General features: G+C 63.4%; 22 protein-coding genes and 4 tRNA genes. 13 read left to right on the top strand and 13 right to left on the bottom strand.

The window, feature by feature from the left end:
• Positions 1-323 precede the first annotated feature (323 nt).
• From QD356_RS10595 to QD356_RS10570, 6 genes are read left to right on the top strand one after another with little or no spacing between them, the layout of a single operon-like run.
• Complete coding sequence (locus tag QD356_RS10595; protein WP_054555277.1) at positions 324-3,116, top strand: monovalent cation/H+ antiporter subunit A; 2,793 nt, start codon at positions 324-326, stop codon at positions 3,114-3,116.
• A complete protein-coding gene (locus QD356_RS10590; RefSeq protein WP_043334740.1) occupies positions 3,116-3,472 on the top strand; it encodes a Na+/H+ antiporter subunit C in 357 nt (118 codons plus the stop codon). Before QD356_RS10595 ends, QD356_RS10590 begins: the two co-directional genes overlap by 1 nt.
• Positions 3,472-5,013 carry a monovalent cation/H+ antiporter subunit D gene (locus QD356_RS10585; RefSeq protein ID WP_052384719.1) on the top strand — a complete coding sequence of 514 codons (1,542 nt, stop codon included), beginning with the start codon at positions 3,472-3,474 and terminating at the stop codon, positions 5,011-5,013. The genes QD356_RS10590 and QD356_RS10585 overlap by 1 nt, the downstream gene beginning before the upstream one ends.
• A complete protein-coding gene (locus tag QD356_RS10580; protein ID WP_043334742.1) occupies positions 5,010-5,510 on the top strand; it encodes a Na+/H+ antiporter subunit E in 501 nt (166 codons plus the stop codon). The genes QD356_RS10585 and QD356_RS10580 overlap by 4 nt, the downstream gene beginning before the upstream one ends.
• A complete protein-coding gene (locus QD356_RS10575) occupies positions 5,504-5,773 on the top strand; it encodes a K+/H+ antiporter subunit F (RefSeq protein WP_043334744.1) in 270 nt (89 codons plus the stop codon). Before QD356_RS10580 ends, QD356_RS10575 begins: the two co-directional genes overlap by 7 nt.
• Positions 5,774-5,791: 18 nt before the next feature.
• On the top strand, positions 5,792-6,193 hold the full coding sequence (locus QD356_RS10570) for a Na+/H+ antiporter subunit G (protein ID WP_054555276.1): 402 nt from the start codon (positions 5,792-5,794) through the stop codon (positions 6,191-6,193).
• Positions 6,194-6,387: 194 nt separating this feature from the next.
• Here QD356_RS10570 and hemH read toward each other — a convergent pair whose 3' ends face one another.
• Positions 6,388-7,377, bottom strand: a complete 990-nt coding sequence (gene hemH, locus QD356_RS10565; protein WP_054555275.1) for a ferrochelatase — start codon at positions 7,375-7,377, stop codon at positions 6,388-6,390.
• 195 nt (positions 7,378-7,572) lie between these two features.
• On the opposite strand from hemH, the gene QD356_RS10560 reads away from it, so the two are divergent.
• Both QD356_RS10560 and QD356_RS10555 read left to right on the top strand, forming a co-directional pair.
• Entirely contained in the window at positions 7,573-9,249 is a 1,677-nt protein-coding gene (locus QD356_RS10560) for a cryptochrome/photolyase family protein (protein WP_279877772.1), read from the top strand.
• Positions 9,246-9,632 (top strand): DUF393 domain-containing protein, encoded by a 387-nt coding sequence (locus QD356_RS10555; RefSeq protein ID WP_192838641.1) that lies wholly within the window; start codon positions 9,246-9,248, stop codon positions 9,630-9,632. The genes QD356_RS10560 and QD356_RS10555 overlap by 4 nt, the downstream gene beginning before the upstream one ends.
• A 16-nt stretch (positions 9,633-9,648) precedes the next feature.
• Here QD356_RS10555 and QD356_RS10550 read toward each other — a convergent pair whose 3' ends face one another.
• The 10 genes from QD356_RS10550 to rnr all read right to left on the bottom strand — a co-directional run bounded on the left by QD356_RS10550 (position 9,649) and on the right by rnr (position 20,443).
• On the bottom strand, positions 9,649-10,008 hold the full coding sequence (locus tag QD356_RS10550) for a DUF6482 family protein (RefSeq protein ID WP_225996524.1): 360 nt from the start codon (positions 10,006-10,008) through the stop codon (positions 9,649-9,651).
• Between the two features lie 214 nt (positions 10,009-10,222).
• Positions 10,223-12,115 (bottom strand): bifunctional diguanylate cyclase/phosphodiesterase, encoded by a 1,893-nt coding sequence (locus QD356_RS10545; RefSeq protein ID WP_192838642.1) that lies wholly within the window; start codon positions 12,113-12,115, stop codon positions 10,223-10,225.
• A 213-nt stretch (positions 12,116-12,328) separates the two neighbouring features.
• Entirely contained in the window at positions 12,329-12,616 is a 288-nt protein-coding gene (locus QD356_RS10540; RefSeq protein WP_043334752.1) for a hypothetical protein, read from the bottom strand.
• Positions 12,617-12,702: 86 nt separating this feature from the next.
• The gene (gene dnaB, locus QD356_RS10535) at positions 12,703-14,091 is read right to left on the bottom strand and encodes a replicative DNA helicase (protein WP_165873876.1); all 1,389 of its coding nucleotides are present in this window, start codon (positions 14,089-14,091) and stop codon (positions 12,703-12,705) included.
• Between the two features lie 286 nt (positions 14,092-14,377).
• Complete coding sequence (gene rplI, locus QD356_RS10530) at positions 14,378-14,824, bottom strand: 50S ribosomal protein L9 (protein WP_043334754.1); 447 nt, start codon at positions 14,822-14,824, stop codon at positions 14,378-14,380.
• A gap of 12 nt (positions 14,825-14,836) precedes the next feature.
• Complete coding sequence (locus tag QD356_RS10525) at positions 14,837-15,691, bottom strand: hypothetical protein (protein ID WP_043334783.1); 855 nt, start codon at positions 15,689-15,691, stop codon at positions 14,837-14,839.
• Positions 15,692-15,703: 12 nt separating this feature from the next.
• Complete coding sequence (gene rpsR / locus QD356_RS10520; protein WP_024952281.1) at positions 15,704-15,931, bottom strand: 30S ribosomal protein S18; 228 nt, start codon at positions 15,929-15,931, stop codon at positions 15,704-15,706.
• 25 nt (positions 15,932-15,956) lie between these two features.
• Positions 15,957-16,337 carry a 30S ribosomal protein S6 gene (gene rpsF / locus QD356_RS10515; protein WP_043334756.1) on the bottom strand — a complete coding sequence of 127 codons (381 nt, stop codon included), beginning with the start codon at positions 16,335-16,337 and terminating at the stop codon, positions 15,957-15,959.
• Between the two features lie 315 nt (positions 16,338-16,652).
• Positions 16,653-17,564, bottom strand: coding sequence for a 23S rRNA (guanosine(2251)-2'-O)-methyltransferase RlmB (gene rlmB, locus QD356_RS10510; protein WP_192838643.1), 912 nt, complete (start codon positions 17,562-17,564; stop codon positions 16,653-16,655).
• Between the two features lie 164 nt (positions 17,565-17,728).
• Complete coding sequence (gene rnr / locus QD356_RS10505; protein ID WP_192838644.1) at positions 17,729-20,443, bottom strand: ribonuclease R; 2,715 nt, start codon at positions 20,441-20,443, stop codon at positions 17,729-17,731.
• Between the two features lie 351 nt (positions 20,444-20,794).
• Here rnr and QD356_RS10500 point away from each other — a divergent pair.
• The 4 genes from QD356_RS10500 to QD356_RS10485 all read left to right on the top strand — a co-directional run bounded on the left by QD356_RS10500 (position 20,795) and on the right by QD356_RS10485 (position 21,407).
• Positions 20,795-20,881: transfer RNA gene (locus tag QD356_RS10500), tRNA-Leu, on the top strand.
• Between the two features lie 123 nt (positions 20,882-21,004).
• A tRNA-Leu gene (locus QD356_RS10495) sits at positions 21,005-21,091 on the top strand.
• 42 nt (positions 21,092-21,133) lie between these two features.
• Positions 21,134-21,220, top strand: a tRNA-Leu gene (locus QD356_RS10490).
• A 100-nt stretch (positions 21,221-21,320) separates the two neighbouring features.
• Positions 21,321-21,407, top strand: a tRNA-Leu gene (locus QD356_RS10485).
• A gap of 326 nt (positions 21,408-21,733) precedes the next feature.
• On the opposite strand, the gene QD356_RS10480 is transcribed toward QD356_RS10485, so the two are convergent.
• On the bottom strand, positions 21,734-22,561 hold the full coding sequence (locus QD356_RS10480; RefSeq protein WP_225996525.1) for a DNA/RNA non-specific endonuclease: 828 nt from the start codon (positions 22,559-22,561) through the stop codon (positions 21,734-21,736).
• A 447-nt stretch (positions 22,562-23,008) separates the two neighbouring features.
• Here QD356_RS10480 and QD356_RS10475 point away from each other — a divergent pair, with 447 nt between their 5' ends.
• Positions 23,009-23,326: a high-potential iron-sulfur protein gene (locus QD356_RS10475; RefSeq protein ID WP_192838645.1), complete on the top strand. Its 318-nt coding sequence runs from the start codon at positions 23,009-23,011 to the stop codon at positions 23,324-23,326.
• A 189-nt stretch (positions 23,327-23,515) separates the two neighbouring features.
• Here the strand turns inward: QD356_RS10475 and QD356_RS10470 are convergent, their stop codons facing one another.
• A complete protein-coding gene (locus tag QD356_RS10470; RefSeq protein ID WP_192838734.1) occupies positions 23,516-25,081 on the bottom strand; it encodes a SpoVR family protein in 1,566 nt (521 codons plus the stop codon).
• Positions 25,082-25,133: the final 52 nt, after the last annotated feature.

The raw sequence follows: 25,133 nt of genomic DNA, 5'->3' as shown, positions 1-25,133 counted from the left end.
CGGTAACGTCATGCCCGGAGCGATTGACGCGCTGAACCCGCGCCAGACCCTCCGTGCAGCCTGAGCCAGCCACTGCCAACCCTTGCTGCCGCGTGACGCATGTCGTGTCTCGCATGGCCCCATGAGAACGTCTTCCTGACAGAGTCTCGTGTGTCCGGCACTTCATCGCGGCAACCTGCAGTGCGCTCGCCTATTCTGTCGGCACCCAGTGGCCGAAACTCCGCCTCCCGATCTCGAAGCTGGCAGTCCGGCCCTGAGCCTGTGTCTGCGCTGCCCACGAATGACGGACTACGTACTACAACAACGACTGGAGCGAGTCTTCCATGACCCTGCTGTTGATCGTGCTATTGCCGTTACTCGGTGCCCTGGTGCCCTTGATGGCCAGAAATCTGCCCCGTGCACGCCTTGCCTGGCTGACCGCGGTGGCGCCTGCCATAGCACTCGGTATCGCCGTCTTCCACCTCGGAGACGTCTTCTCGGGCATGGTGCCCCAGTTCCATCTGCCCTGGATCGCGGAGCTGGGACTCAACCTGTCGCTGCGCTTCGATGGTCTGTCGGGGCTGTTCGTGCTGCTGATTCTCGGCATTGGCCTGCTGATCATTCTCTATTCCCGCTATTACCTGTCTGGCGAGGATTCGCTGGCACGCCTCTACAGCTTCCTGATGCTGTTCATGACCGCGATGCTCGGCATCGTGATGGCAGACAACCTGCTGCTGATGTGGGTGTTCTGGGAGCTGACCAGTCTGAGCTCCTTCCTGCTGATCGGTTACTGGTACCAGCTGAGCGAGGCGCGCAAGGGTGCCCGCATGGCCCTGACCGTCACCGGCGCCGGGGGTCTGGCACTGCTGGCCGGTATCCTGGTCATCGGGCATATCGTCGGCAGCTACCAGTTCGATGACGTGCTGGCCGCGGCGGACCAGATCCGCTCCCACGAGCTCTATCCGGTCGCGCTGGTGCTGGTGCTGCTGGGCGCCTTCACCAAGTCGGCCCAGTTCCCGTTCCAGTTCTGGCTGCCCCATGCGATGTCGGCGCCGACGCCGGTGTCCGCCTTCCTGCACTCCGCCACCATGGTCAAGGCCGGTGTCTTCCTGCTGGCGCGCATGCACCCGGTGCTCGCGGGGACAGACCTGTGGTTCTACATCGTCAGCCTGACCGGCCTGGCCACCCTGCTGTATGGCGCCTGGTTCGCGCTGATGAAGCAGGACCTCAAGGGCGTGCTGGCCTTCTCGACCATCAGTCACCTGGGCCTGATCACGCTGCTGTTCGGCTTCAACAGCCAGATGGCCGCCGTCGCGGGCCTGCTGCACATCATCAATCACGCCACCTTCAAGGCCTCGCTGTTCATGGCCGCCGGCATCGTCGATCACGAGTGCGGCACGCGTGACATCCGCAAGCTCAACGGCCTGTATCGCTACATGCCGCATACCACGGTGCTGGCGATGGTCGCCTCGGCCTCGATGGCCGGTGTGCCGCTGCTCAACGGCTTCCTGTCCAAGGAGATGTTCTTCGCCGAGAGCCTCGATGCCCAGCTGCTGGGCGGCCTGTCGTGGCTGATTCCGGCGCTGGCGACCCTCGGTGGCATCCTGTCGGTGGCCTACTCGCTGCGCTTCATCCACGACGTCTTCTTCAATGGCGAGCCGAAGGATCTGCCCAAGACTCCGCATGAGCCGCCGCGCTACATGAAGCTGCCCATCGAGGTGCTGGTGCTGATCTGTCTGCTGGTCGGCATCCTGCCGTCGCTGGTGATCAAGGACCTGCTGGTCAGTGCCTCCGCCAGCGTGCTGGCCGGACCGGTACCGGACTTCAGCCTCGCCATCTGGCACGGCTTCAATCTGCCGCTGCTGATGAGCGGTATCGCGCTGGCGGGCGGCGTCGCCGTCTATGCCCTGCGCCACCACCTCTATTCCTTCCAGCGCCAGTTCCGCGCGCGCAACGCCCTGCTGGTGTTCGAGGCCAACGTGCAACGCCTCGTCAAGCTTTCCGAACGCAGCATGGACAGCTTCGAGAATGGCTCGCTGCAGCGCTACATGCTGTGGCTGCTGCTGACCGCGCTGCTGTTCGTCGGCATCGGCCTGCTGGCCGTGCCGCAACTGGGTGGGGAGCTTGAGCAACAGCCCTTCGATGGCATGCTGCTGACCGGCGCCGTGATCACCGGCCTGGCCGGCCTCGGCACCGCGATCACCCACCGCAAGCGTCTGATCTCGCTGCTGATGCTGTCCGTGGTCGGCCTGATGACCTCGCTGGCCTTCGCGCGCTTCGCCGCACCGGACCTGGCACTGACCCAGCTGGCGGTCGAGGTGGTGACGATGATCCTGCTGATGCTGGCGCTGTTCTTCCTGCCCCAGCGCACGCCCAAGGAATCCAGCGCACGCCGCATCATGCGCGACGTGCTGCTGGCCAGTGCCTTCGGCGTGGTGGTAGCGAGCCTCAACTTCGCCATCCTGACCCGCCCGGTGGAGTCGATCTCCGACTTCTTCATGGCCAATGCGGTCTCCGGTGGCGGTGGCCATAACGTGGTCAACGTGATTCTGGTCGACTTCCGTGGCTTCGATACGCTGGGTGAGATCACCGTACTGGGCATCGCGGGTCTGGCGATCTTCAAGCTGCTCAACCGCCTGCGCCTGTTCATGCCGTCCAGTGACCTGGATGGCCGTGGCTGGTCGCCGGATCGCCATCCGATGATCCTGGCCACCGTTTCCCAGACGCTGCTGCCGCTGGCACTGCTGGTCTCGGTCTACATCTTCCTGCGAGGCCACAATGCGCCGGGTGGCGGCTTCATCGCCGGTCTGGTGACGGCAGTGGCCATCATCCTGCTCTACATCGCGCGTGGCGTGGACTGGACGCAGCGCTGGCTGCGCTTCCCCTATCAGCCCGTCGCGGCGGCCGGGGTGTTGATCGCCGGCCTGACCGGCGCCGGCAGCTGGGTGTTCGGCTATCCGTTCCTGACATCCTCCTTCGGCCACTTCACCCTGCCCGTCATCGGGGAAATCGAGCTGGCCACCGCGCTGCTGTTCGACCTCGGCGTCTACCTGACCGTGGTCGGCGCGACCCTGATGATTCTCGCCAATCTGGGCAAGCTGACGACTCCGCATCGCCCGACCAAGGAGAAGATGTGATGGAAGCCCTCTACGCCACTACCACCGGCCTGCTGGCCGCCTGCGGTGTCTACCTCACCCTGCGCGGCCGCACCTTCCCCGTCGTGGTCGGCCTGACGCTGCTGTCCTACGCCGTCAACCTGTTCCTGTTCTCCATGGGTGGCCTTGCGATGCACGGCAATCCAGCCGTGGTCGGTGCCGGCTCACCAGCAGCTGACCCGCTGCCCCAGGCGCTGGTGCTGACCGCCATCGTGATCGGCTTCGCCATGACGGCCTTCGTGGTCATCCTGGCGATGCGCGCGCGCGGCGACCTGGGCAGTGACCACGTCAACGGCAATCGCCTGGATGATTCGAAAGAGAAAGAGGACACCAAGTGATGCTGCAACACCTGATTGTCCTTCCGATTGTCCTGCCGCTGCTGGTGGGGGCGGGCCTGCTGCTGAGTCGTGCCACCTCACCGACCCTGCGCCGCACGGTCAGCCTGGTGGCCCAGGCATTGATGGTGGCCATCGCCATCGCGCTGGTGGTGCAGGCCGGTGATGGCACCATCCGCTACTACGCGCTGGGCGACTGGCAGCCGCCGTTCGGGATCGTGCTGGTGCTGGACCGCCTGTCGGCGACCATGGTGCTGCTCAGCTCGCTGCTGGGCCTGCTGGCCTGTCTGTACGCCACGGCGGGCATCGATGAGACCGGCTCCAACTTCCATGGTCTGTTCCTGCTGCAGCTGATGGGCATCAACGGTGCCTTCCTGACCGGCGACCTGTTCAACCTGTTCGTGTTCTTCGAGGTGCTGTTGATCGCCTCCTACGCCCTGCTACTGCATGGCGGCAGCAAGGCACGCACGCTGTCGGCGCTGCACTATGTGGTGCTGAACCTGATGGGCTCGGCGTTCTTCCTGATCGCGCTGGGTATCCTGTACGGCGTGACCGGCACCCTGAACATGGCCGACATGGCGGTCATCGTCACCACGCTCGACCCGGGCCGTGCCGGCCTGATGGAAGCCGGTGGCCTGCTGTTGCTGGTGGTGTTCGGCCTCAAGGCGGCGATGCTGCCGCTGTACTTCTGGCTGCCACGCGCCTATGCCGCGGCCTCGGCACCGGTAGCGGCGCTGTTCGCGATCATGACCAAGGTCGGCATCTACTCCATCCTGCGCGTCTACTCGCTGATCTTCACCGACAACGCTGGCGCACTGGCGGACCTCGGTCGTGACTGGCTGTGGTGGGCGGGACTCGCCACCCTGGTGGTGGCGATGCTGGGCGTGCTCTCCGCGCGTGATCTGCGCACCCTGGTGGCCTATCTGGTGATGGTGTCGGTGGGCACGCTACTGACGGCGCTGGGCATGAACACGATCGAGGCAGACAGCGCGCTGCTGTTCTACCTGATCCACTCGACGCTGGTCACCGGCGGGCTCTTCCTGCTGGTCGACGTGGTCGCCGGTCAGCGCGGCAAGGCCGGGGCACGCATCGTGCGCTCGCGCCCGCTGCTGCAGGCAGGCCTGCTGGGTGGCCTCTTCCTGATCGGCACCGCCGCCGCCGCCGGGCTGCCGCCGTTCTCGGGCGCCATCGGCAAGGCGCTGATTCTCGCCTCGGCGACGCCGGAGCAGCAGATCTGGCTGTGGCCGCTGCTGCTGCTGGCCGGTCTGTGCTCGCTGGTCGCCTGCTCACGCGCCGGTTCCAGCGTGTTCTGGCGCACCAGCAAGGCCGAGCCCAGCGGCGAGCGCATCGGCGTAGCCCGTGGCATCGCCACTGGCGGGCTGATCTCGGCCGCGCTGATGCTGGTCATCTTCGCGGGGCCGCTGGCGAACTGGACCAAGGCCACCGCCGAGCAGCTGTCCAACCCGGCCCCCTATCTTGAATCCTTGCTCGGCAAGGACGCGGCACCGGAAACCGCACCGCCGCTGAAGGGAGATGTCTCATGATCAAGCCTCGTTCCCGTCTCTTGCCCACGCCGATGTTGTCGGTGCTGCTGCTGATCGTCTGGCTGATGCTGCAGAACAGCGTCGCGCCCGGTCAGATCCTGCTCGGGGCAGTGCTGGCCATCGCGATTCCCATCCTGACCTACCGCTTCTGGGAGCCGCAGCCCGACCTCCAGAAGCCCTGGCGACTGATCAGCTACTTCCTGCGCGTGATCATGGACATCATCATCGCCAACCTGCAGGTGTCCTACCTGATCCTCAATCCGCGCGCCAAGTTCCGCCCGGCCTTCGTGCGCTATCCGCTGGAGCTTGAGGAGAAGTTCCCGATCACCCTGCTGTCGAGCACCATCACGCTGACGCCGGGCACGGTCTCGGCCTATCTGACGCTGGATGGTCGCCATCTGATCATCCACGCGCTGGATGTCGAGGATGAGCAGGAATTGATCGACGAGATCCGCCAGCGCTACGAGCGTCCGCTCAAGGAGATCTTCGAATGCTAGACATCGCCCTGTGGATCAGCATCGCGCTGTTCGCCGCCTCGCTGGTGCTCAACGTCTTCCGGCTCGCCATCGGGCCGGACCTGCCGGACCGCATTCTGGCGGTGGACACCATGTACGTGAACTCCATCGCCCTGATCGTGCTGTTCGGCATCCAGCTCAACAGCAAGTCCTACTTCGAGGCGGCGCTGTTGATCGCCATGCTCGGTTTCGTCAGCACCGTGGCAGTCTGCAAGTACCTGCTGCGCGGCGACATCATCGAATGACCTGAGCGGAGACTCCCCATGCCCACCTGGTTCTATCCTGTCCTCGAAGGCGTGATCGCCTTCTTCCTGGTTGCCGGCGGCCTGTTTGCCTTCATCGGCTCTCTGGGACTGACGCACCTCAAGGACTTCTACATGCGCCTGCACGGCCCCAGCAAGACCACCACGCTGGGGGTCGGCTGCGTGCTGATGGCGTCGATGATCTACTTCCGCGCCACCACCGGCCATTTCAGCTTCCAGGAAATGCTGGTGTCCATCTTCCTGTTCATCACCGCCCCCGTGACCGCTCACCTGCTGTCAAAGGCGGCGCTGCACCAGAAGCTGGTGGCGGACAGCCGCACACGCAACGTGCCGGAGCGACTCGAAGTCGCCGAGGAGCCGGACGAGGTCAACGCCGAGGCCAGCGAATCCCGCCTGCCATGATCGTCACTCGGCTCTCGGCTCTCGCCAGGCAGGCCCTCATCAAGCGGGGCCAAGCCACGAGAGCGGATTCACGAGCGCTGATGCGCAGGAACGGATTCACGAACAGCAGGCCAGCAACATGAAAACGCCCCACCAGTGATGACTGGTGGGGCGTTTTCATTTCTCGGGCAATGGCAGTATGACGGGCCTGCTCGTTACCAGCCCTGAGTATGCTGGCGACACAGCGCCTCGAGCAGATCGATATGGTCACTGCGATCATTGAGCGCCGGAATGTAGCGGAAGTCGCCACCACCCGATTCGGTGAAGTAGCCGCGGTTCTCTTCCTCCAGCTCTTCCAGCGTCTCGAGACAGTCAGCCGCGAAGGCCGGCGAGATGACATCGACGCTTTCCAGCCCTTCACCACCCCACGCCTTCAGCGTTTCATCGGTGTACGGCTTGAGCCACTCGGCCTTGCCGAAGCGCGACTGATAGGTCATCGCCCACTCATCGTCACCAAGCCCCAGCGCCTCGGCCAGCAACTGGCTGGTGCGCTCGCATTGCGTCGGGTAGGGGTCGCCTGCGGTGGCATAGCGCTTGGGAATGCCGTGATAGCTCATCAGCAGGCGCTTGCCGCGCCGACCTTCCTTCTCCCAGTGCTCACGCACGCTGGTGGCCAGCGCCGCGATGTAATCCGGGTGGTCGTGATAATCGCGCACGAAACGCAGCTCCGGCAGATGCGGGCACGGCTTGAGCGCACGCGCCAGGCGATCGAAGACCGCGGCGGTGGTCGTGCGCGAGAACTGCGGATAGAGCGGCAGGATCAGCATGCGGTCGGCACCGCGGCTGGCGAGCTTGCGCCCCACCTCTTCCATGGTCGGCTTGCCGTAGGTCATCGCCAGTTCGACGGGAATATCCTCGCCCAGTGACTCGGCCAGGCGTGCTTCCAGCGCGGCGCGCTGACGCTTGCCGATCGCCATCAGCGGCGAGCCGTCTTCCGTCCACACCGAGGCGTAGGCCTCGGCCACCTTCTTGGGACGCGTCGTCAACACCAGGCCATGCAGAATCGGCAGCCAGAGCAGACGCGGCAGGTCGATCACGCGCACATCACCAAGAAACTCCGCGAGGTAACGGCGCACCGCCTTGGGGGTCGGGGCATCGGGGGTGCCGAGATTGACCAGCATGACGCCAAAACGCGGGGTACTCATGGATGATGGACTCCTGACTAGGGGCAAGAAGAGAGGGAAAGCGGCAGCGCAGCCACTTTCACCGCAGCGCAGCCAACTTCACCGACAGCGCAGCCATATTACCAGCTCGCCCTGTGCGTGAGGGATGAAGTTATACTATCATCACGATTTGTATAGCTTTAAGACAATTATTGTCACAACCCCTCCGGAGTCCTCGTGTCCGATCCCTCCACTCTGCAACTTGCCACTCGTCACGACTTCGCGCGGCCACTGGTGCTGATCCTCGGTGACCAGCTCAGCCATGAGCTGGCAAGTCTCAAGCAGGCGCCCGCCGACAGCGTGATCGCCTTCTGCGAGGTCGAGGAGGAAGGCCGCTACGTGCCGCACCACCCGCACAAGATCGCGATGATGCTGGCCGCGATGCGTCATCACGCCCAGGAACTCAGGGAGTGTGGCTGGCAGGTACATGAAAGCCGACTGGAGGATCCGGACAACCTCCAGCGTCTGGCCAGCGAGGCAGAGCGTCTGGCCGCCCTGTATCAGTGTGATGGCGTGCTGGTGACCCGCCCCGGCGAGTGGCGGCTGCTGGACGACTTTCTGGCGCGGCGCGAGGCCGGCAGCGTGCGCTGGGAAGTCCTCGAGGACACACGCTTCTTCACCACGCCGGCAGCCTTCGCCGGCTGGGCCGAGGGCCGCAAGCAACTGCGCATGGAGTACTTCTATCGTGAGCAACGCCGTGACACCGACCTGCTGATGGAAGGCAGCGAACCCGCCGGCGGCAAGTTCAACCACGACCACGACAACCGCGAACCGATTCCAGACGACTTCCACGCCCCACCACCACCGATGCATGCCCATCACGAGAATGCGACGACCCGCGAGGTGCTGGCGCTAGTCGCGGCGCGCTTCGGAGAACAGGCCAGTGACAAGGAGCGCCACTTCGGCAGCCTCGAGAACTTCAACTGGGCCGTCACGCGCGCCCAGGCCCGCTGTGACCTCGCGCATTTTCTCGATCACTGTCTGGCGGACTTCGGCCGCTATCAGGATGCCATCGAGGACAGCGATCCCTTCCTGTTCCATTCACGCCTGTCTGCCGCGCTCAATATCGGACTCTTGAGCCCGCAGGAGGTCTGCAGCGCCGTGGACGCCGCCTGGCGGCGCGGTGAGGTGCCGATCAATTCGGCGGAGGGGTTCATTCGTCAGATACTCGGCTGGCGCGAATATGTGCGCGGCATCTACTGGACGCGCATGCCCGGCTACAAGCGCGAGAACCGGCTGGAAGCCAGTCGCAACCTGCCGGAATTCTTCTGGACGGGGGACAGCGGCATGCGCTGTCTGGATCAGGCCATCGCCAGCACCCGCGAGCATGCCTACGCCCACCATATTCGTCGCCTGATGGTCACGGGCAACTTCGCGCTACTGTGTGGCGTGAAGCCCGAGGCGCTATGCGACTGGTATCTGGCGGTCTATGTGGACGCCTGTGAGTGGGTCGAGCTGCCCAATACGCTGGGCATGGTGCTGCATGCCGATGGCGGCCTGATGGGCTCCAAGCCTTACTGTGCCTCGGGCAAGTACATCGATCGCATGTCCAATCACTGCGCCAGGTGCCAGTACTCGCCGAAGAAGGTCACCGGCCCGCATGCCTGCCCGTTCAACAGCCTCTACTGGCACTTCATCGAGCGCCATAGAGAGGCGTTGTCACGCAATCCGCGCATGTCACTGGTCTACGGCAGCTGGCGACGCATGAAGGACGACAAGCGCGAAGCCCTGCTGCGACAGGCTGACGCCTTTCTGGCTCGCCTCGACAGCGCCGCGGACTATGGCAGCGATGCCCATCGCGCCGGTTACTACGCCGCACCCTCCAGTCTCACGACCGACAAGGAATCCTCATGAGTCGCATCTGGCAAGCCAGCGCACCGGTCACGCTCTACCACGATGGCAAGTGCCCCCTGTGCCAGCGCGAGGTCGCCTGGCTGGCCAGGCATCCCGGGCGGGAGCGAGTCAGAACGGTGGATATCCGTGCACCAGATTTCTCGCCTCAGGCGCTGGGCTTGAGCTTCGAGACGATGATGGGACGCCTGCATGTGCAGGACGCACGCGGGGAGTGGTATGTCGGCATGGATGCCAGCCGAGCACTCTATGCGGTACTCGGCTACCGGCGCCTGGTGCGCCTGTCGCTGCTGCCGGGCCTGCGCCCGCTGATGGACTGGAGTTACCGCTTCTTCGCCCGCCATCGCGAGCGCATTGGCCGCTGGGTGCCTCAAAAGCACACCTGAGCAAGAAGGCGCGGACTCAGAAGCTCAACGGAATACGCGAGCTCAAGGGCTGGTGATACTGCGGCGGGCGGCCGATCATCTCGTCGTTGGCGACCTGCGAGACCAGCCACGCCCGTGACATCCCGCCCCGCTTGAGCTCGCTGTAGACATCCTCCAGCGAGCGGAACAGCATCGGCTTGCCGCGCTTCATCAGCAGCTCACTGCGCTCCTCCTCCTCTTCTTCGCCGGCGGCTTCCAGCACCAGCTGGACCTGATAGAAACGACTGGCGGCATGACTGATCACGCGTGCCTCCAGTGCAGGGTATTCGGCCATCAAGGATTGCAGATTGCTGGTAAAGATGGCGGACGGCGTGAAGATGCTGGCGGTTCTGGACATGTAAAGACTCCTGCGCGTCCAGGGGACTGCGCATGGTAAGGCCGTAAGTCGACGATATGGTACAAGGATAGCCCGTGAAAACAGGGGCTGGGCGACTCAGACTCCCAGCAGCCCGACACTTCAGGATGAACTTCAAGGCTTCACGCCAGACTGATGGCCAGCGATGACAGTCATGGGGCAGGCGGATGACGATTGAGTGACTCGCAGGTCGAGATCACTGCACTGGTGAGGCACATGCCTCGATGACACGCCCGGAGTCCCGCGCCTTGGCCTCGCTCTTGAGCTCGCTCCAGCGCGCGGCGATCCGGGTCGTCTCGCACCCGGCAAGGCCATGCAGCGCTACCAGTGACAGTCGCGTCAGCGGGAAGAAGCGCGTGGTACCGAAGCGGTCGTGGCCCTGAAAGCCTCCCGCTGCCAGCACATCGGCCGGATACAGGCTGGCGACCGCATGCTGGAATGCCGACTGCAGGCCGGCCAGGCGTTGCTCGAGCGCTGTCAGGCGCAGTGCCCGGTGAGATTCGGTCATGCACAGCGTCATCACGAAATCATCGCCGCCGACATGGCCGAGAAAGTCACCCTCCTGCAGCGCATCGCGCAATACCGTCGCCAGCGCCAGCAACATGCGGTCGCCCTGCGCGTGGCCGAAGCGGTCATTGAAGGGCTTGAAGTTGTCGAGATCCAGATAGATCGCCACCCATTCGGCACTGCGCGCGCTGCTGTCCTCGCCCAAGCCCTCTCGCAAGCCCGCGCCCAAGCCCGCGCCCAAGCCCGCGCCCAAGCCCGCGCCAGCCACGCACTCGAGCAACTGACGCTCGATCGGCCCGTTGCCCGGCAGGCGCGTCAATGGGTTGGCCTCCTCGGCGCTCGCCACCTGCAGCTCCGTGATGATGCGCAGCAGATCCAGGGTGCGCCCCAGTCCCTGATAGCGCCCGCCCCGCGTGATGATGAAGTCCTCATCGCGATCGCTGCCTTCGCGGCCGGTCACCTTGGCCGAGACGCGCTCCAGCGTCTCATCCGCCTCGACGCGCAGCGGACTGGACTGCATGACCTCATGGATCAAGCGTCGCGCATGCAGCTCCGGCCCGAAGCGCTGGCTCAGCAGCCCCAGCAGGCGATGGCGGATGATCAGGCCCACCGGTCGCTGCTGTTCGTCCACCACGGCCAGCGACATCACCTCCTGCTCGGCATGCAGACGCTGGGCGACCTCATTGACGGTGACACCCTGCTGCACCGGCGTCACGGCGCGCGCCAGGCTGCCGATGCTGCGGCCAGGCGGCGGGCGCTGCTGCAGCCTGCGACTCAGCTGGCGCAGATGCCGGTCGAGCGCAGCGCGCTGGCCAAGCGGGTCGGCCTCGGCTGGCGCGAACAACCAGCCCTGCAGATAGTCGGCCCCCAGCTGGCGCACGCACTCCATTTCCGCCTCATGCTCGATGCCCTCGGCGATCACCTGACTGCCACTGCCGTGGGCGATATCGATGATCGAGCGCACGAAGCGCCGCTTGAGCGGGTCGGCATGGATGCCACTGATGAAGTGACGGTCGATCTTGACGAAATCCGGCTGCACCGACGACCACAGCTTGAGGCTGGCATAGCCCTCCCCGAGATCATCCAGCGCGATGGCGAAGCCCATCGATTGATAGTGGCTGACGGCTTCCCGCATCAGCGCCGAATCCAGCCCCGGCGTCTGCTCGGTCAGCTCGATCACCACCTGATGCGGACGCAGGCCGAAGCGCCGCAGCAGGCGACGCGTCAGGCCGGGCGAGTGGGCGCCATCCAGCAACACGTCGGGAGACACGTTGATGAACAGCCGCTCCGTCAGGCCCAGCGTCGACCACTGCTCGAGCGCACGCTCGCGACACAGGCTGTCGAGCTCCACCAGGCGGCCGTGTTCGCGCGCCGCCGAGAACATCGTCAACGGTGAGGCCAGTGGCCCTGCGGCACTCCCGCGCGCCAGCGCCTCATAGGCGAAGACCTCACGGCCGTTGGATGACACGATGGGCTGGAAATGCATGCTCACCTGGCGCAGACGCAGCAACGCCTCCAGTGCATGACGGGATTCGACGACAGGCTGGCCATGAGCGGCTTGCAGGGACGGGGATGGGAGCATGTCAGAATCTGAACATGCTGATATGACAGGGGGATGACAAAGGTGCCACGCGGCGCATCAGGCGCCTCATCCGGCAGAGGGGATGCCAGACGTCAGATCGACTAAGTCGATGTGTCGACTATCTCGACGTACCGCCTATCTCGATCAAAACAGGATCACGCCATGCCGGCCTGGCAGCCGGCATGGCGTGGTCCTCAAGCGCCAAGGTGACGCTTACAGCGAGTTGGGGTCGATGGCCTTGCCGAGGGAGTTGCGGTCGATCCACTTGCCCGCCTTGGTCTCCTTGTAGCGGAAGACGACCATATCACCGGCCACCACCGGCACTTCGCTGTCTTCGGTCTGGTAGCTGTAGCTCTCACCTTCCACGACCAGCGTGAAGCGGTAGAGGTCCGGCATGCCCAGCCATTCCTTGAAGGGCCCTTCACGCTCCAGGCTCTCCAGCGTGCCGCGGCCCTGCAGCTTGGGGGTACGTGCGCGTCCGCGCCCAAATCCACCTGCCATGCTATCTCCTCCCCGTCAGTGCGGGTCTTGCGAGGCAACGGCGATGCCGCCGCCCGGGTACATGATTGACGCGCGTACGCATCACGTTATTCAGCGAAGGCCTGGCCATAACTGTCGGGCGCCAGGTCCTCGAAACGGGTGTACTTGCCGATGAAGGCCATGTGAACGGTACCGATGGGGCCGTTACGCTGCTTGCCGATGATCAGCTCGGCCAGTCCCTTGTTGTCGGGATTGTCCTTGTTGTAGACCTCATCACGGTAGACGAAGGCGATGACATCGGCATCCTGCTCGATGGCGCCGGATTCACGCAGATCCGACATCACCGGGCGCTTGTTGGGGCGCTGCTCAAGCGAGCGGTTCAGCTGCGAGAGCGCCACGACCGGGCAGGCGAATTCCTTGGCCAGGCCCTTCAGCGAGCGCGAGATCTCGGAGATCTCGGCGGTACGGTTCTCGGAAAGCCCCGGCACCTGCATCAGCTGAAGGTAATCGATCATGATCAGGCCGATGCCGCCATGCTCACGCGCCATGCGTCGACAGCGCGAGCGCATCTCGTTGGGCGACAGCGCCGCGGTGTCATCGACGAACAGCTGTTTGTCCTTGAGCAGGTTGACCGCCGAGGTCAGACGCGGCCAGTCCTCGTCTTCCAGCTGGCCGGTACGCACCTTGGTCTGGTCGATGCGGCCCAGCGAGGAGATCATGCGCAACATCAGCGATTCGGCGGGCATCTCCATCGAGAACACGGCGACCGGCTTGTCGCCGGAGACCACGGCATGCTCGACCAGGTTCATGGCGAAGGTGGTCTTGCCCATCGAGGGACGGCCGGCAATGATCACCAGATCAGACGGCTGCAGGCCGGAGGTCATGTCATCAAGATCACGGAAGCCGGTCGACAGGCCCGTCATCTGGCCCTTGAGGTTGAACAGCTCATCGATGCGGTCCACCGCGCCGGTCAGCAGCTGACTCATGCCCTTGGGGCCGCCGCTCTTGGGCCGCGACTCGCTGATCTGGAACACCAGGCGCTCGGCCTCGTTGACCAGCTCATCGGCATCACGGCCCTGCGGGCTGAAGGAGCTCTCGGCGATCTGGTTGGCCGCCTGGATGAGCTTGCGCAGCGTGGCGCGCTCGCGAACGATGTCGGCATAGGCCTTGATGTTGCTGGCCGAGGGCGTATTGCGCGCCAGCTCGGCAAGGGTCGCCAACCCGCCGACCGACTCGAGCTGGTCACGACTTTCCAGCAGCTCGGACAGCGTCACCACATCCAGCGGGCGGCTGCCGCCGACCAGCTGAGACATGGCGTTGTAGATGAGTCGATGCTCATAGCGATAGAAGTCGTCGGCCACCAGCCGCTCGGAGACCGTATCCCAGGCGCTGTTGTCCAGCATCAAGCCGCCAAGCACCGACTGCTCGGCCTCCAGCGAATTGGGCGGCACCTTGAGCGCTGCCGTCTCGCGATCCTGATCCTGAATCTCGCTCATGCCTGGCTGACTCCTGCTGATGACTGACATGCCCGCGGGGGCTTCTAGTTTCACGCATTGACGCAAGCCTGCCAACCGCCGCGCCCACGCCGAAGCCGCTTCCTGACGGGGGCAGGCATTCTACCGGATTTTGTGCGTCATCGCCTCGCCGGCGACCAGGCAAATGCCACAGCGATGACAAATCGCGCCCATGAAAAAACCGCCTTCGCATCGAGGATGCAAAGGCGGCTTGGGTACCGCAGCAGTCGCTACACCGGATCACCGGCCAGCCACTGCAAATCAGCGATTACTCGCCGACCACGACCACACGGACAGTGGCAGTCACTTCAGCGTGCAGCTGCAGCACGATGTCGTATTCGCCAGTGTTGCGCAGCGGGCCTTCCGGCATGCGGACTTCGCTCTTGGCGATGTCGATGCCAGACTGGGCGATAGCTTCGGCCAGATCACGCGGACCGATGGAACCGAACAGCTTGCCTTCTTCGCCAGCTTTGGCGACCAGGGACAGTTCGATTTCGTTCAGCTGAGCGGCACGCGCTTCAGCTTCGGTCTTGCGCTCTGCAACCTGTGCTTCCAGCTCAGCGCGCTGAGCTTCGAAAGCTGCCTGGTTTTCAGCAGTGGCCGGAACTGCCAGGCCGTACGGCAGCAGGTAGTTGCGACCGAAGCCAGCCTTGACGGAAACCTGGTCACCCAGGTTGCCCAGCTTGCCAATCTTGTCGAGCAGAATGACTTGCATCTCGTAAACCTCTTATCGATGACTGCCGGCGAGACGTGCGCGAAAATCCGCAAAGACGTCCACAAGCGCCAACAGCAGCAAAATCAGAATCGTGGGCCAGGTGGTCAGCATCATGAAATAGACGCCGACGAGCCATAACCCGCTCATCCCCTTTAACCCGATGTAACCATGTACCAGGGCAATGCCCGCCACCAGCAGCGGTATCCAGATCAGCAGGAGCACTGCAGGCACATTGAGCAGTACGCCAATGATCCCGCAGGCTGCCAGTATCAGGATTTCGGGCAAACTCAGCCGAAAGGCATGGAATTCGCTGCGAAACCCACCCGGATTGTAGAGCCCGGACTGCCAACTGCGCGCCAGGGCCAGACAGCCCGTGGCGGCCAGCAGGACCACCAACCCGGTAATACCACCGATGACCAGCCCTGCGAGCTGTTCAGTCGGCACACCTTGAGCGGCAAAGTCGTTCAAGCGTGCGTCAAGCTCAGGGGCATTCTTGCGAATGCTCTCAAGCAGTGGACCGGCTCCGCCTGGTGGCAGGAATATCCCGGACTGCACCATCAGTGCCGCCGTCAGGCTGGCGCCTATCAGCGCCTCACCCCATCGCACGCGAGCGCGCAACAGGGTTGCCATCAGGGTGACCAGCAATACGGTTGCCAGAGGCACCGGATCGCCTTGTACCCACCACCAACCGGCCGGAACGGCGGCGGCGATGACTACGGGTGCGGCAGGCGCAAGGCCACGCCGAAGCGTGACCAGCGCACTGATGGCGGCACTGAACCAGAAGAACCAGGGCACGATTCCCGTCAGCAATGCAATCGCGATGCATTGCAGGGGGCCGCGCATGGCCCAGCGTGCCAGTGCCAGCATCATGGTGTCGCCTTACTGGTGGCTGTCGCTGTACGGCAGCAGAGCCAGGTAGCGAGCACGCTTGATGGCAGTCGCCAGCTGACGCTGGTAGCGTGCCTTGGTGCCAGTGATACGGCTCGGGACGATCTTGCCGGTCTCGGTGATGTAAGACTTCAGGACTTCGATGTCCTTGTAGTCGATCTGCTTCACGCCTTCAGCGGTGAAGCGGCAGAACTTGCGACGACGGAAAAAACGTGCCATTGCAATGACCTCCTGGGGTGCGGTATCAGTTAGCGTCTTGAGCTTCGGATTCGTCACGCTTGTCTTCGCGACGCGGACGCTTCTCTTCAGCCGGCTTCATCATCGGAGACGGCTCGATGGCCGCTTCCTTTGAACGCACAACCAGGTTACGGATGACGGCGTCGTTGAAACGGAAGATGGTTTCGAGTTCTTCGACCACCTCACCGGTAGTTTCGACGTTCATCAGCACGTAGTGGGCCTTGTGGATCTTGTTGATCGGGTAGGCCAGGTGACGGCGACCCCAATCTTCCAGACGATGCACAGTACCGCCGGCTTCGGTCACGATGGAGGTGTAACGCTCGATCATGGCCGGAACCTGTTCGCTCTGGTCCGGGTGGACCATGAACACGATCTCGTAGTGACGCATGGCTTGGCTCCTTTCGGTTTGACAGCCCCCACGGCGCGTCTCGGGCCGGGAAGCAAGGAGTGGAGTGATTACTACGGTTGTGCCATTCAGACCCGAAGGCCACGAAAGACGCGCGCGGGCGAGGACAGGTGCCCCCATGCCGCGCATTCACTGCAGACTGCACTTCACAGAACCGCAGTATTGTAGAGAGGAGTCAAGGGCTTGGCAAGCGGCCCGTGAAAGACAGCCAGCCCCGTTCCGCCGGCCGTCTCTCTCTTGCCACTCTCTTGCTTCTACCCTGCCTGCCTTCCTGACTATCCCCTGCCGACAATTGCCTCAGTCGCGGCGCTGACGCACGGCCTCGAACAGGCAGATACCCGCGGCAACCGAGACATTGAGGCTGGAGACGCTGCCCGCCATCGGCAGCTTGATAAGGCTGTCGCAGTGCTCGCGGGTCAGACGGCGCATGCCCTTGCCCTCGGCACCCATCACGATGGCGACCGGGCCGGTGAAGTCGGCTTCGAAGGCCATGGATTCGGCTTCGCCCGCCGTGCCCAGCACCCAGACACCAGCTTCCTTCATGGCGTCCAGCGTGCGGACCAGGTTGGTGACCTGATAGACCGGCACCACTTCCGCGGCCCCACAGGCCACCTTGCGCACGGTCGCGTTCAGTGAGGCCGACTTGTCCTTGGGCACGATGACGCCATGGGCGCCCGCGGCATCGGCACTGCGCAGGCAGGCACCGAGGTTGTGCGGATCCGTGACGGAGTCCAGCACCAGAAACAGCGGAGCTTCTGCGTGGGACCAGCCATCGAGACGCAGCTTGAGGCCGGTCTCGTTCTCGGTGGCCAGCGGCGCGCACAGCGCGACCAGCCCCTGATGGGCGCCACCGCCGACGGCCAGTGCATCCAGCTCCTCGCGCCCCTTGAGGGTGACGCGCGAGCCGGCGGCACGCGCCTGCTCGATGATCTCGCTCAGGCGCAGCTCGGCCTCGCCCGCCTGCACCCACAGCTCGCTGGGTGCGCGGTCACGTGCCAGCAAGGCTTCCACGGCGTGCACGCCATAGACGGCTTCCAGGCCACCGGGAATCTTCGGCGCGGCGGCGCGAGCGCCACCCTTGCGCGCCCCGCCACGCTCATGACGCTGAGCGCCGCTGCGCTCACCCCGGGATTGCTCACTTCTGGCGTGGCTAGCACGCTCGCCGGCGGGCTTGCCGCGGCCGGGCTTGCGCCCCTTGTCCTGACTCATTGTGCCTTCCTGACTGATGACCCGACGGGCCCTGTCACATTGACGGAAACTGAGCTGCCGCCGACGCGACAGCCTTGAAATCGTGCAGCCTGACGACTGCCCAACGCATCAGCCCCGACCGGAGCCGGGGCTGATGCAATGACGCGCGAGGAGCAGAGCCGAAATCAGCTACGGCCGTTACCGCGACGCCCGCGCGAGCGCGAGCCCCGCTTGCGCGACGGGTCGTCCTTGCCTGCGGCACCCATCGGCGCAACCGGCGCGAACGGGCTGTCGGCGGCTTCCGGGCCACTCGGCACGGCCGGACGCGCCGCAGCCGGCGCCTCGGCGGCGGGCTGCTGCTCATTGCCAGCGGCGACCTTGCGCTCTCCACGGCCCGAGCGATCACTGCGCTCGCCACGCTCACCGCGCGGCTTGCGCGGCGGACGCTCACCTGCTGGCTTTTCGGCCGCAGCCGCGTTGCCATTGCCTTCCTGACTGACTTCCTCGGTCAGGGACTTGAGGCGTTCGCGCTCACGCTTGCCGGGACGTCCCTTGGCGGCGGCTTCCTTGCTGGCAGCGGCACCACTCTTGCCGGCTGCCGGCTTGTCGCCCTCGCTGCTGCGTGCCTTGCGCGGCTTGCGCTTGGGACGCGGCGTCGGGTCGCTGAGCATGAAGTCGATCTTGCGCTCATCCATGTCGACACGGGCCACCTGGACGGTGACGCCATCGCCGAGACCATAGCTGACGCCGGCACGCTCACCCTTGAGGCGATGCTTCTCGGCCTCGTAGTGATAGTAGTCGGACGGCAGCGAGGAGATGTGCAGCAGGCCTTCGACGTAGTAGGCATCCAGACGCACGAACAGGCCGAACTGGGTGACTGCCGCAACGGTGCCTTCCAGCACTTCCCCGACCTTGTCCTTCATGAACTCGCACTTGAGCCAGTCGTTGACGTCACGCGTCGCCTCATCGGCGCGGCGCTCGGTCATCGAGCAGTGCTCACCCAGCTCGAGCATCTGCTCGAAGGTGTACGGGCACCACTTGGTCGGGCGCTCGGTCACGGCATCTTCGGCGCGCAGCACGGTGTCGGTCTTGCGCGGGCCACGGATGACGGAACGAATCGCACGATGCACCAGCAGATCCGGATAGCGACGGATCGGCGAGGTGAAGTGCGCGTAGGCATCGTAGGCCAGACCGAAGTGACCTTCGTTCTGCGGCGAGTAGACCGCCTGGGTCATGCTGCGCAGCATCACGGTCTGGATGATGTCGAGGTCCGGGCGCTCGGCGATCGAGGCACGCAGTGCCTGGAAGTCCTTGGGTGCCGGCTCGTCGCCACCTTCCAGCGTCAGACCCAGCTCACCCAGGAAGGCGCGCAGGTTGTTCAGACGCTCCGGTGCCGGCTGCTTGTGGACACGATAGAGGGCCGGGAGATCGTGCTCATCCAGGAAGCGTGCCGTCGCGACGTTGGCCGCCAGCATGCATTCCTCGATCAGCTTGTGCGCGTCGTTGCGGGTACGCGGCACGATCTGCTCGATCTTGCGCTCATCGTTGAACAGGATCTGCGTTTCGGTGGTCTCGAAATCGATGGCACCACGCTTGTCACGCGCCTTGCGCAGCACGCCGTACAGCGCGTGCAGGTTGTGCAGCGACGGCAGCAGCTCGTTGTACTGCTGGCACAGTGCCTGACCTTCCTCACTTTCCGGGTCGGTCAGCATGGTGCCGACCTTCTCGTAGGTCAGGCGAGCATGCGAGCGAATCACGGCCTCGAAGAAGCGATAGTCGAGCATCTCGCCACTGCTGGCAGAGATGGTCAGCTCACAGACCAGCGTCAGACGATCGACATGCGGGTTGAGCGAGCACAGACCGTTGGAGAGCAGTTCCGGCAGCATCGGCACGACCTGACCCGGGAAATACACCGAGTTGCCGCGCACATAGCCTTCCTGATCCAGCGGGCTGCCGCCACGCACGTAGTGGGAGACGTCGGCGATGGCGACCAGCAGCTTCCAGTTGCCATTGTCGTCCTGCCAGGCACAGACGGCGTCATCGAAGTCCTTCGCGTCTTCGCCATCGATGGTGACCAGCGGCGTCTCGCGCAGGTCGATACGGCCCTTCTTGTCTTCTTCCAGCACCTCGGCGGAGATGGTCGAGATCTGGTCTTCGACTTCCGGCGGGAATTCACTGGGGATATCGTGGGAACGGATCGCGATATCGATTTCCATGCCCGGGTCCATGCGCTCACCGAGCACCTCGACCACTTCACCCACCGGCTGCACGCGGGTGGCGGGCTGCTGAGTGATGCGCACGGACACCACCTGACCGTCCTTGGCACCATTGGCCACGCGGTTGGGGATGATGACTTCCTGCGCGATGCGCGAGTTCTCGGGAATCAGCACACCGAAGTCCGGCTCGGACTGACGATAGATGCCGACCAGGGTCTGGGTATTGCGCGCCAGCACCTCGACGATGGTGATCTCGTCACGGCCACGACGATCACGGCCGCTGACGCGAGCCAGCACCTGATCGCCATGGAAGACGCGACGCATCTGGCGCGGCGGCACGGCGAGGTCCGGCTTGACGCCATCTTCGCGCGCCAGGAAGCCGAAGCCGTCGCGGTGACCGACGACGCGGCCACGGATCAGGTCCAGCTTGTCGATCAGGGCATAGGCACCGCGACGATTGCGCAGCACCTGACCATCACGTTCCATGGCATTGAGGCGACGGCGCACAGCTTCCTGCTGCTCCTCGTCCTCGAAACCGAGCATGCGGCTCATGTTCTCGTGGGTAATGGGCTTGCCATACTCTTCCAGCTTGTCGAGCAAGAACTCTCGGCTGGGGATGGGCTTGTCGTACTTATGGGCTTCGCGTTCCGCGTGCGGGTCGTCGCTGAGCGTCCATTGGGTCATTAATCAGGATTCCTTGACGATGAATTCGAGACGGGCAGCGATCGCGGCACGGAATGACAGGTTGTCTCTCATCCGCGCATTATAGCCTCTACCCTTGGGCCGACCCAACCATTCCCCGCCACTCATCACGGCGGAGGGGCCATTCAGTGCTCTCAATGGCGGCCCGAGGCCAGACTCTCAAGTCTGAAAGCTCGCCAATTGATGAGCTTCATCTGTCTGTTCTCTCTCTGTCCTCTGTCTGTCCCCTGTCTGTCCTCATCAAGCGAGAGAGACTTTCTGCGGCTCGCTCAACAGGGCATGAAAGAAAAAGCTTGCATTCCCACAGTACATCCGTATTATTCGGCACCACTTGCCCAGATGGCGGAATTGGTAGACGCGCTAGCTTCAGGTGCTAGTGTCCGTATGGACGTGGAGGTTCAAGTCCTCTTCTGGGCACCAATTTCAGGTTTCATGTTGGCGTGACACACGTTAAGATGGATACCAGAAAACGGGTAAAGCATCTAAGTTTCAACAACTTGACTGCTGATCCGGGTCTGCGGACCGAAACGAGTTCTGATGTCTGCCCAGGTGGCGGAATTGGTAGACGCGCTAGCTTCAGGTGCTAGTATCCGTAAGGATGTGGAGGTTCAAGTCCTCTCCTGGGCACCACGGACGTCAGACTCACAACGAACGACCCCTGTATCGCGCTTCGCCCAGATGGCGGAATTGGTAGACGCGCTAGCTTCAGGTGCTAGTATCCGTAAGGATGTGGAGGTTCAAGTCCTCTTCTGGGCACCACGATGCGCACTCGAACAGGGAACATGGCATCCACTACCAAGGATTTCATGCTCGTTCAGCTGCAAGACTCAGCTCTTGAGACTTCAGCACACAACTTGATGCCCAGATGGCGGAATTGGTAGACGCGCTAGCTTCAGGTGCTAGTGTCCGTATGGACGTGGAGGTTCAAGTCCTCTTCTGGGCACCATCAAGTTGATATCCGATGCATCCTCGCAGCGCCTGCTGCTCACATCGCGATACTCCCCCTCGCAATATCCTGACTGACTTACCCTCTTGTTTTGCCCAGACCCACAGCGCCCTGCGTTGTCTTTCGCATGTCGCGAAGAAAATACCGCCCTCCTCATGCGCAACTTGTCCACACCCATTACTACGCCTGGCATTGTGGATAACTCTTTTCAGCTGCACCCCTTCAGTCGGCACCTGTCCGCCGAACTGCTTCAGTACGTTCCTGTCAGTCGGGCCTTGGCTGTGCGCTCAATAACGTGATGGCATTCGACTGAAACTGTCGACCTGCTAGCCATCGCGCGCGACCTGCGCCTCGAGGCGCTGCTCGACGTCATCGGGGAGCTCATGGAAGAAATCCAGCCCTGTCAGAGACTCGATGCGATCGATGCTGACCAGAAAACGATCCAGCGGCTCATCGCCCCTCACCTGCTGCGGAAAGAGAAATGCCAGCGCACGTGGTGCCTGCCGACCCGAGCCGGGCGAGATGATGATCTTGTAGAAGGCATCGGGAATCTCGATCAGATTGGGCAGCCGCTCGATACTGCCGCTGAAGACCGGTCCTGCCGTGATCCACAGCGCGCCTTCGCGCGGCAGGATGCTGTCCATGATGGCGGCTTCCAGCCGTTGCCAGAGCTTGCGGTTGAGCGCGGGTGTCTGTGGCGAGATATTCGTCATGCGGAAGGTCTGATGCTGCGCCTTGACGCCGTAGATCTTGCCGATGGCGTAGTTGGGCGCCAGGTGCCCACGGTCGTAGCCACTGTTGCGATAGCTATCCGGCGTGACGGGCCATAGAGAGCGCCAGTCGCGCTCGAACTCGTCAGGACGCTCCCCCAGCCGCGACCCTTGAGTATTCTCGAGTCGCCATGTCACCCACAACGGGTTGGCGCGCAGATCAGACCAGCCCACCAGATAAGCATCGCTGCGCAAGCCGCGCGCCAGCGTCTTCCAATCCAGTGCACGCGCCTGCGGCACGCCCTGCCAGACGTAGAACTGCTGGTAGTCGCGCTCCTGCCACCACCAGAGCCCACCCCCTACCAGTGCAAACACCACGCTGACCCCGAAGCCCCGCCACAGCTTGCGGCCGGCCGAGCGAATATCGTCCATCACATCCAGCATCCCGCCATTTCCTTCTTGTCGTTGCAGTTACCTCGGCAAGGCATGCATCCATCATTTCGCCATGGCTCGCGGGCGACAGCGACGCCATTCACGTTCCTGCGTCGATTCCATCATGGCAGAGTTCTGCCAGCGAGGCTGACGGTTGCCCCAACTCAAGCCACAATAAGCAGGTAGCACCCGCTGATGCACCATCGGCGAGCAGAGACCTCCTGACAAATCTGCCCGCACACCGATGGCGCAGAACCTGACCACATGTTCAGCATCTGGCATGCCACCTGCATCCATGAATGCCAGCAAGCGGTCAGCAATGCCACACAGAGTGCCCATCAAGGCACCGGTGGCACCCGCGACATTGCAACGACTGACATGCAAGCGCCTCCTGACAGGCGAGCCGTGACCGCAGCACATCCCGACGGTTGTGCTCCATTGATGAGAAGGAATCCGACCATGGCCAATCAGAGCCGCCGTAACTTCATGTGCAACAGCCTGCTGGGGCTCGCTGCCCTGCCGCTGGGCGCCGCCATACTCTCACCCCGCGCCCTTGCCGCCGACCTGCCGCGACTGGATAACTCCAATCCGCAAGCCAAGGCGCTCAACTACGTGGAAGTCGCCAGTGAAGCCAAGGACCACCCCGCCTTCAAGCCGGGTTCGGACTGCGCCAACTGCATGTTCTACAAGCCCGAGAACGAAGGCTGCCAGCTTTTCCCAAGCCATAGCGTCGAGCCGAAGGGCTGGTGTCAGTCCTGGACCAAGCGCCCGGCCTGAGGTGCGCAACCGGAACCCTCTGGCTGAGAACACGAGCATGAACACGAGAGCCGATTGAGACAAGAAAACCGCCGCGAGGGTGACCTCACGGCGGTTTTTTCATGCCTGCCTTATGCCGATTGCGCGCCGGTCAGGGCTGGCATCCCTCGCCCCCCCCTCGATCCGCCATGAGCGTCACCTGACGCCCTGTCAGCCGGAATTGGCGTCCTCCGGCAGTGGCCACTGGTAGCGCCTTGCCACCTCATCGTTCTCCATCGACTCCAGATGGACAGGGAAGCCCCACAGCTGATGCAGATAGCGCATCACGGGGTAGACGCTGCGCGCCAGCGGGCGCCGATCATCCTGCACATGGCGCAGGGTCAGCGAGCGATCACCGCGAATGTTGGCGGCCCACACCTGGATATTCGGCTCACGGTGGCTCAGTGCGTACTGTACGCACAGCGCCTCACGAATGCGCTTGTAACCACGACTGTCGTGAATGGCGTCGATGACGAGATGCTCATCGCTGTCGTCATCGACCAGCGAGAACAGCTTGAGATCCCGGATCACCTTGGGCGACAGGAATTGCTGGATGAAGGACTCATCCTTGAAGTTGCGCATCGCGAAGTGCACCGTTTCCAACCAATCGCTGCCGGCGATATCCGGGAACCACTCACGATCCTCATCGTCGGGGTGCTCACAGATACGCTTGATATCGGTAAACATCGCGAAGCCCAGCGCATAGGGGTTGATGCCGTTGTAGTGCGGGTGATCGAAGCCGGGCTGCTGCACCACCGAGGTATGCGACTGCAGGAACTCGAGAATCACGCCCTCGCCGATCACCCCCTCATCGTAGAGCTGATTCATGATGGTGTAGTGCCAGAAACATGCCCAGCCCTCGTTCATCACCTGCGTCTGGCGCTGCGGGTAGAAGTACTGCGCCAGCTTGCGCACGATACGCACCAGCTCGCGCTGCCAGGGCTCCAGCAACGGGGCATTCTTCTCGATGAAATAGAGCAGGTTCTCCTGCGGCTCCGGCGGATAGCGGCCGCGGCGATGCAGACCGAGGGGGTCATTGACCTCATCGACCACCTCATCCTCTTCGCCCGCCTGGGGAATCGTGGTCCACAGCGCATTCACCTGGGCCTGCAGATAGGCCTCACGCTCCTGCTGACGCTGGACCTCCTCCTCCGGCGAGATGGCTGAAGGACGCTTGTAGCGATCCACGCCATAGTTCTGCAGCGCATGGCAGGCGTCGAGCAGCTGCTCGACAGCGTCCACGCCGTGACGCTCCTCGCACTCAGACACGTATTTCCGCGCGAAGACGAGGTAGTCGATGATCGCCGAGGCATCCGTCCAGGTGCGGAACAGATAATTGCCCTTGAAGAAGCTGTTGTGGCCATAGCAGGCGTGCGCCATGACCAGAATCTGCATCATCAGGGTGTTCTCTTCCATCAGATAGGCGATGCACGGGTCGGAGTTGATCACCAGCTCATAGGCCAGCCCCATCTGCCCCCGCCGATACGCCTGCTCCACCGACAGGAACTGCTTGCCGAACGACCAGTGATGGTAGCCGACCGGCATGCCGATGCTGGCGTAGGCATCCATCATCTGCTCGGACGTGATCACCTCGATCTGGTTGGGGTAGATATCCAGCTTGTACTGCGCGGCGATGCGCGCGATCTCGCTTTCGAAATGCTCGAGCAATTCGAAGGTCCAATCCGACCCGCTGGCCGGCTGGGTGTCTTCGAGCCGGCTATCGATGCGCTTGCTCATTCGGTCATCAAGACCGCCATCAAGACCATGACTCATGAGGCCTCCTGGCCCG

Origin of the sequence: Cobetia sp. 2AS, from assembly GCF_029846355.1 — a bacterium.
In the GTDB taxonomy this organism is placed as follows: Bacteria; Pseudomonadota; Gammaproteobacteria; order Pseudomonadales; family Halomonadaceae; genus Cobetia; species Cobetia amphilecti.
Note: the sequence above shows the minus strand (reverse complement) of the source record. Positions and strands in the feature narration are given on the sequence as shown.